Below are 8,274 nucleotides of genomic sequence, written 5' to 3'. Positions count from 1 at the left end.
AATATCTTTTTATGTTATTTTTAAAGGTATTTTTATTGCTTATGGAGTTTGTCTATTCTGGTTTTTATTATAATCACAATAATTTATTAATAAAAATTTTCTCTATTTGGATTTTAATTCCTTGATACCTTTTTGAAAATATATGACTCATTACAGCACTAAATATAATAAATTCCATTTTGATTAACGCTAGAGGTTACAAGCTTTGGGCTAAAAATATTCGATAATTTCAATGAAGAGGGGAGTAAATCATAACAAGAGTAACATCATGATTCATTTTAGTTACCGAGCCCAAATTTTATGCACTCGAGTAAGCACTAATACTTTTTTAGGGTTTATTTCTAAAGCTGATATTTTAAACTAAGTTAAACAACTATCTGTTCATTCTTGCGATTTTTTACTTCTAGATCTTTTAAACATTTAATGTCGGATGTCTCCATATCGCCGTATTTTTTCATTGATAAAAAGTTGATTTATTCATGTCCCATTCCCCCCCTTAACAGCAATGCCTGATTATTTTTTTAAAATAAATACAATTTGTATCGTTCAGTCACTTTTTTCATATTTAAACCCTCTTTTATTTTTATTATAGAGAATTTTCTACTTTTTTGCTTTACTATCTTTAGGGGATAGTTACACAGAACACTTCTGGACGAGATGCACGCTGTTTAATAAAATTAATATCGAAAACATCAGTTTTAAAAAAACCTTACTTTTTATAAGTAAGGTTTAGGAAGTTAACATTAATAAACAAAATTATGCTTCTATAGCAACCCGTAATTTCTTCATTGCATTTTTTTCAAGTTGACGAATACGCTCAGCTGAAACACGATATTTATCGGCTAGCACTTGCAATGTTGATTTACTATCATCAGAATCTAGCCATCGTGCTTTAATGATATCTTGGCTACGTTCATCTAATTGTGATAATGCATCATGTAACTTATCTGTCGCGTCATTTTCCCAATTATCATTTTCAATTGACTTAGAAAAATCAGAGTTACTATCTTCTAAGTAGAGAGAAGGTGCAACAATTGAATTATCATCATCGTCACTATCTACATCAAATGACATATCTTGAGCCGACATACGAGACTCCATTTCAAGCACGTCCTTACGGCTTACACCCAACTCATTGGCCACCATATCAACTTCGGCATTATTAAACCAACCTAAACGTTGTTTGGTCTTTCTTAGGTTAAAAAATAACTTTCTTTGTGCTTTGGTTGTTGCAACTTTAACAATACGCCAATTTTTAAGTACATATTCATGAATTTCAGCTTTTATCCAATGGATTGCAAATGAAACTAAACGAACCCCAATTTCTGGATTAAAACGACGCACAGCCTTCATTAAACCGATATTACCTTCTTGGATCAAATCCGCCTGTGGTAAACCATACCCTGAATAACCACGAGCAATATGAGCGACAAAACGTAAATGAGACAAAATAAGTTGTCTTGCGGCATCGACATCGTCATGATAATAAAGTTTTTCACCCAATGATTTTTCTTCTTCTGCAGTTAGCATTGGATAAGTGTTAACCATACGAACATATGATTCAATGTTACCTTGTGGAATTAAAGCACCTACTTGGATTTTTATATCAGTATTCATTTAACTCCCCCTTTATCTTAACTAATTCTTGTTACATAAATTAGATGTAACAATCAAAAAACGTAAAACTACTGTCTATTTATTACTTTGACCTTCAGACTATAAATTAGTTCATCCTTTTTATGTAAAATCAATAAAAATATCCCTAAGTTAGCTACTCATCAATACTAATATATATTTTAGTTAGTTACGTAGAAATAGCTAGGTAATTTTTGTCATTTTTAAATATTTTTTTGTTGCAACAAATGATGAAAACCATCCAATAATTATAGTAATAAGTAAAATTAATAGGCTTTCATCCCATAATAAACCTTCAATATGAATTATTGTTCCAAAAGCATCAGAAACAGTCAATATGATTGCTTCTATTTGAAAAATAAATATTTCTGATAATGCCAACGCAATAATAGCGCTAATAAAACTAATAAAAATTCCACTATATAAAAAAGGGCGCAGAATAAAACCTTCTGTTGCGCCAATTAATTGCATAACAATTATGGTTTGTTTTCTAGCAAAAATATTCAAACGAATACTATTACCTATTACAAGTGATACAGCAATAATCATAAAGATTGAAATAACCCAAACAATAGATTTCACCATATTTGTTAACGCAGTTAATTTAGTAAACCAACTATCATCTAACTTTATATCATCTATCCCCTCAATATTGAGTAATTCAGCTTGTAACCGATGCACTACCTCTGTATTTTTTGCTTCTTCTTTAGGTATAACAATCGCCACTGCCGGTAATGGGTTTTCATCTAATAGATCTAATGCACTGCTAAAACCAGACCATGCCTTAAACTCTTCTTTTGTTTCTTCTCGAGAAAGGTAATCAACTCTATCAACCTCGATAAAATATTTAAGTTTGCTCAATAATTCAGCTGTCTGCTCTGAAGTTAATTCTTTATTAATATAAACAGTGAGATTCGGTGTTGGGTACCATTTATGTGCAGCTTGATTAGCATTCTTCCAAAGTAAATAGCTAATAGTGGGTAACATAATAGAAATTGCAATAACAAAAATAGTCAGTAATGATGCAAAAATATGTTGTGTAAAATCATTAAATGTATTGCGCCAAGCATAACCAATTTGCCTTTTCCAACGAGACAAAAAGCTATTTTGATTTTCTTTCGATTTAGCAGAATTACGCGTCAATTTTTAACCTCTAAACGCCCTTCAGTTAAATGCAATATTCTATGATGCTTGCGACGAATAAGTCCTATATTGTGTGTTGCCATTAAGACGGTTACACCAGCTTGATTGAATTCTTCAAAAAGTTTTAAAATATCTTTTGATAGTTTATCGTCTAAATTACCTGTCGGTTCATCGGCAAGCAAGACGCTTGGATGGTTAACAATTGCTCGCGCAATTCCCACTCGCTGCTGTTCTCCTCCCGATAATTGTATTGGGTAAAATTTCATTTTATCTATCAATCCAACCTTATCCAACGACGCTGAAACTCGGCTACGAATTTCTTCCGCGGGTTTACCTAAAATGATCAATGGAATAGCAACATTATCATAAACGGTATGGTCCATTAATAACTGATGATCTTGAAACACCATGCCAATAGTGCGACGTAAAAATGGTATATCATGTTTTTTTAAATTTGAAACATCAATGCCATTTAATAACACTTTACCATCATTAGCTTTTTCTAAACCACAAGTTAACCGCATTAACGTACTTTTACCCGCACCAGAATGTCCTGTTAAAAATGCCATTTCTCCGGATGATAAAGTAAAACTTATATTCTGCAGTGCTGGCTTACCACCAGAATAAATCTTACTTACGCGCTGAAATTGGATCATGAATTTTCTCTATTCATCTTTTTCATCAAATAGGGCATTGATAAAATCATCGGCAACAAAAGGTCTCAAATCTTCAATTTTTTCACCAACGCCGATATAACGTATAGGAATATTAAATTGATCTGCAATACTGAAAATAATACCACCTTTTGCCGTACCATCTAATTTAGTTAATGTCAAACCTGTCACACCTACTGCTTCATTAAATAGTTTAGTTTGGCTAATAGCATTTTGGCCGGTACCGGCATCAATAGTTAACATGATCTCATGAGGGGCTGTTTCATCTTGTTTTTTTATCACTCTGACTATTTTTTTCAATTCATCCATTAAATGAGATTTATTTTGCAAACGCCCTGCTGTATCGGCAATTAACACATCTATTTTTTTTGCCTTTGCTGCTTGTATTGCATCAAAAATAACGGAAGCTGAATCAGCATTAATATGCTGCGCAATAACAGGAATATGATTCCTTTCTCCCCAAACTTGCAGCTGTTCAACGGCTGCTGCACGAAAAGTATCACCAGCAGCAAGCATAACTGATTTACCTTGCTGTTGAAATTGACGAGCTAATTTGCCAATTGTCGTGGTTTTACCTACACCATTAACACCAACCATTAAGATAACAAATGGATTATGGTTACTTACCTCTAAAGGTTTATCTACCCCATCTAAAATAGACTTCATTTCTTGTTTTAAAAGTTCTTGAAGAGCATCAACATCTTTTAATTCTTTTCTTGAAGCCTGTTGAGTTAACGAGCTTATTAGTTTTTGTGTAGTATCAAAACCAACATCAGCAATAATAAGTTGCTCTTCTAGCTCTTCAAATAAAGCATCATCAATTTTTTTTCCTTTGAATAAACTTAGAAAACCAGCTCCAATATTCTGTTTAGTCTTAAAAAGACCTTTTTTTAAACGAGAGAAAAACCCTTCTTTTTTTTGTTCAACCATAAATAATTCATCCCATGATCACTTAAAGATCATTTTATCTTATTTTAGAATAAAGCCCAATTAATTCGATATTTTTAGAATATTATAAAAGATGGAATTCGTTGATCATAGCCAATATTGGTTATAAATAAAGATCTTGAGTTGTGATATATCGCCATTCATTTAATGGCAACTGATGAGCAAACAGATTGTATGCGCCTATTTGAACTCTAACCAATCTTAAACAAGGAAAACCAACAGCAGCACACATACGTCTAACCTGTCGATTTTTTCCTTCTGTGATTGTAATGCTTACCCATGAAGTTGGTATTGTTTTGCGCTCTCTAATAGGAGGAACTCTTTGCCATAATTGCAATGGTTCATCAAGAAAAGTTACTATAGCCGGTGCGGTATAAAGTTCTTTTAATTGAATTCCTTTTCTTAACCTATCTATAGCTTTTTGATTAATAACGCCTTCCACCTGTACCCAATATGTTTTGGGTAATTTAAACTTTGGTGAGCTGATTTTTGCCTGCAATTTACCATTATTTGTTAGCAATAATAGCCCTTCACTATCAGTATCTAAGCGTCCAGCGGGATAAAAATTAGGTAATGTAATATAGTCTTTTAATGTTTGATATTTTTCATGCACCGAAAATTGTGTCACAACATTAAACGGCTTATTAAAGGCAATTAGTGAACTCATTTCATTCCAGCATCAATTCAACATCAACTTATCATCTTCAATACGTTATTCTTCGGGCTATCCGCTCTAGATATTATTATACAAATCAGAGCTCCATTAAATAAAATACCAAACGTAAAAAAGCCCAGCATCACTGCTGGGCTTCACTAAATTTAAAAGTCTGGCGGCACCCTACTCTCACATGGGTAATACCCACACTACCATCGGCACTACGGCGTTTCACTTCTGAGTTCGGCATGGGGTCAGGTGGGACCACCGCGCTATTACCGCCAGACATATCCTGTCTTCTCTCAATTACTGTGTATTATCTCATATCCACAACAATCTCTCAATCCGGAACAAACTGCTCTCTCATTTATTAAACAATTTAAAGTCAATCTCTATACAATCATCAACTTCAATCATCCTATCGCGTAACTCCAAAACAACTCCGAGTTGTAAGGTTAAGACTCTCGGTTCATTAGTATCAGTTAGCTCAATGTATCACTACACTTACACACCTGACCTATCTACGTCTTAGTCTCAAACGGACCTTACTGAATCTCTTCAGGGAAAACTCATCTCAAGGCTAGTTTCGTACTTAGATGCTTTCAGCACTTATCTATTCCGCACGTAGCTACCGGGCAATGCAATTGGCATCACAACCCGAACACCAGCGGTGCGTTCACTTCGGTCCTCTCGTACTAGAAGCAAACCCTCTCAATTTTCCTACGCCCATGGCAGATAGGGACCGAACTGTCTCACGACGTTCTAAACCCAGCTCGCGTACCACTTTAAACGGCGAACAGCCGTACCCTTGGGACCTACTTCAGCCCCAGGATGTGATGAGCCGACATCGAGGTGCCAAACACCGCCGTCGATATGAACTCTTGGGCGGTATCAGCCTGTTATCCCCGGAGTACCTTTTATCCGTTGAGCGATGGCCCTTCCATTCAGAACCACCGGATCACTATGACCTACTTTCGTACCTGCTCGAGCCGTCACTCTCGCAGTCAAGCTAGCTTTTGCCATTGCACTAACCTCCTGATGTCCGACCAGGATTAGCTAACCTTCGTGCTCCTCCGTTACTCTTTGGGAGGAGACCGCCCCAGTCAAACTACCCACCAGACAGTGTCCCTTACCTCGATTCAGAAGTATAGGTTAGAACATCAAACATTAAAGGGTGGTATTTCAAGGGCGACTCCATGCATACTGGCGTACACACTTCTTTGTCTCCCACCTATCCTACACATTAAGGCTCAATGTTCACTGTCAAGCTATAGTAAAGGTTCACGGGGTCTTTCCGTCTTGCCACGGGTACACCGCATCTTCACGGCAATTTCAATTTCACTGAGTCTCGGGTGGAGACAGCCTGGCCATCATTACGCCATTCGTGCAGGTCGGAACTTACCCGACAAGGAATTTCGCTACCTTAGGACCGTTATAGTTACGGCCGCCGTTTACTGGGGCTTCGATCAAGAGCTTCTGCATAAGCATAACCCCATCAATTAACCTTCCAGCACCGGGCAGGCGTCACACCGTATACGTCCACTTTCGTGTTTGCACAGTGCTGTGTTTTTATTAAACAGTTGCAGCCAGCTGGTATCTTCGACTGATTTCACCTCCATCCGCATGGGACTTCAATTAACATCAGCGTGCCTTCTCCCGAAGTTACGGCACCATTTTGCCTAGTTCCTTCACCCGAGTTCTCTCAAGCGCCTGAGTATTCTCTACCTGACCACCTGTGTCGGTTTCGGGTACGATTAATTATAACCTGAAGCTTAGAGGATTTTCCTGGAAGCAGGGCATCAATTACTTCACTGCCTTAGCAGCTCGTCATCACACCTCAGCGTCTCAGTGACCGGATTTGCCTAATCACACGCCTACATGCTTAACCCACCATCCAATAGGTGGTAAACCTAGCCTTCTTCGTCCCCCCATCGCAGTTATAACCAGTACGGGAATATTAACCCGTTTCCCATCAGATACGCCCTTCGGCCTCTCCTTAGGGGTCGACTCACCCTGCCCCGATTAACGTTGGACAGGAACCCTTGGTCTTCCGGCGAGCGGGCTTTTCACCCGCTTTATCGTTACTTATGTCAGCATTCGCACTTCTGATACCTCCAGCATGCCTCACAACACACCTTCTACGGCTTACAGAACGCTCCCCTACCCAATACACTTGCGTGCACTGCCGCAGCTTCGGTGCATAGTTTTAGCCCCGTTACATCTTCCGCGCAGGCCGACTCGACTAGTGAGCTATTACGCTTTCTTTAAATGATGGCTGCTTCTAAGCCAACATCCTAGCTGTCTAAGCCTTCCCACTTCGTTTCCCACTTAACTATGACTTTGGGACCTTAGCTGGCGGTCTGGGTTGTTTCCCTCTTCACGACGAACGTTAGCACCCGCCGTGTGTCTCCCATGATTCAACTTGTCAGTATTCGGAGTTTGCATCGGGTTGGTAAGCCGGGATGGCCCCCTAGCCGAAACAGTGCTCTACCCCCAACAGTCATTCATGAGGCGCTACCTAAATAGCTTTCGGGGAGAACCAGCTATCTCCCGGTTTGATTGGCCTTTCACCCCCAGCCACAGGTCATCCGCTAATTTTTCAACATTAGTCGGTTCGGTCCTCCAGTTAGTGTTAACCAACCTTCAACCTGCCCATGGCTAGATCACCGGGTTTCGGGTCTATACCCTGCAACTTAACGCACAGTTAATACTCGGTTTCCCTTCGGCTCCCCTATTCGGTTAACCTCGCTACAGAATATAAGTCGCTGACCCATTATACAAAAGGTACGCAGTCACTATTACCCAACGGTAACAGCTCCCACTGATTGTACGTACACGGTTTCAGGGTCTATTTCACTCCCCTCCCGGGGTTCTTTTCGCCTTTCCCTCACGGTACTGGTTCACTATCGGTCAATCAGGAGTATTTAGCCTTGGAGGATGGTCCCCCCTTCTTCAGACAGGATATCACGTGTCCCGCCCTACTCTATAAGCTTCCACATCATGCATTTTCATGTACGGGACTTTCACCCTCTATCGTGCGACTTTCCAGACGCTTCCACTAATACATCATGCTACCCGCTTGGGCTCCTCCCCTTTCGCTCGCCGCTACTTAGGGAATCTCGGTTGATTTCTTTTCCTCGGGGTACTTAGATGTTTCAGTTCTCCCGGTTAGCCTCATATAACTATGAATTCATTATATGATAGTGTAGTCACCTACAC

At 38.8% G+C, this 8,274-nt stretch carries 4 protein-coding genes, 2 rRNA genes and 1 pseudogene; all 7 read right to left on the bottom strand.

Annotated elements, in window-relative coordinates:
- Positions 1-756: 756 nt before the first annotated feature.
- Positions 757-1,617 (bottom strand): RNA polymerase sigma factor RpoH, encoded by an 861-nt coding sequence (gene rpoH / locus A9G42_RS07240; RefSeq protein ID WP_065566153.1) that lies wholly within the window; start codon positions 1,615-1,617, stop codon positions 757-759.
- 201 nt (positions 1,618-1,818) lie between these two features.
- Positions 1,819-2,778 (bottom strand): permease-like cell division protein FtsX, encoded by a 960-nt coding sequence (ftsX, locus tag A9G42_RS07235; protein ID WP_065588089.1) that lies wholly within the window; start codon positions 2,776-2,778, stop codon positions 1,819-1,821.
- On the bottom strand, positions 2,775-3,434 hold the full coding sequence (gene ftsE / locus A9G42_RS07230; RefSeq protein WP_065566155.1) for a cell division ATP-binding protein FtsE: 660 nt from the start codon (positions 3,432-3,434) through the stop codon (positions 2,775-2,777). The genes ftsX and ftsE overlap by 4 nt, the downstream gene beginning before the upstream one ends.
- Before the next feature lie 9 nt (positions 3,435-3,443).
- Positions 3,444-4,367 (bottom strand): annotated as a pseudogene (ftsY, locus tag A9G42_RS07225) (signal recognition particle-docking protein FtsY); the annotation flags it as partial.
- Positions 4,368-4,503: 136 nt separating this feature from the next.
- Positions 4,504-5,067: a pseudouridine synthase gene (locus A9G42_RS07220; protein WP_065566156.1), complete on the bottom strand. Its 564-nt coding sequence runs from the start codon at positions 5,065-5,067 to the stop codon at positions 4,504-4,506.
- A gap of 158 nt (positions 5,068-5,225) precedes the next feature.
- Positions 5,226-5,341: ribosomal RNA gene (gene rrf, locus A9G42_RS07215) — 5S ribosomal RNA — on the bottom strand.
- Positions 5,342-5,506: 165 nt separating this feature from the next.
- Positions 5,507-8,274: ribosomal RNA gene (locus A9G42_RS07210) — 23S ribosomal RNA — on the bottom strand; the annotation flags it as partial.

The organism is Gilliamella sp. Nev6-6, assembly GCF_001690605.1.
Lineage (GTDB): Bacteria > Pseudomonadota > Gammaproteobacteria > Enterobacterales > Orbaceae > Gilliamella > Gilliamella apicola_C.
Note: the sequence above shows the minus strand (reverse complement) of the source record. Positions and strands in the feature narration are given on the sequence as shown.

Excerpts from the sequence above, each read along its gene's own strand:
- A9G42_RS07220 (WP_065566156.1), bottom strand. The coding sequence starts at position 5,067 with ATGAGTTCACTAATTGCCTTTAATAAGCCGTTTAATGTTGTGACACAA.
- ftsE (WP_065566155.1), bottom strand. The coding sequence starts at position 3,434 with ATGATCCAATTTCAGCGCGTAAGTAAGATTTATTCTGGTGGTAAGCCA.
- rpoH (WP_065566153.1), bottom strand. The coding sequence starts at position 1,617 with ATGAATACTGATATAAAAATCCAAGTAGGTGCTTTAATTCCACAAGGT.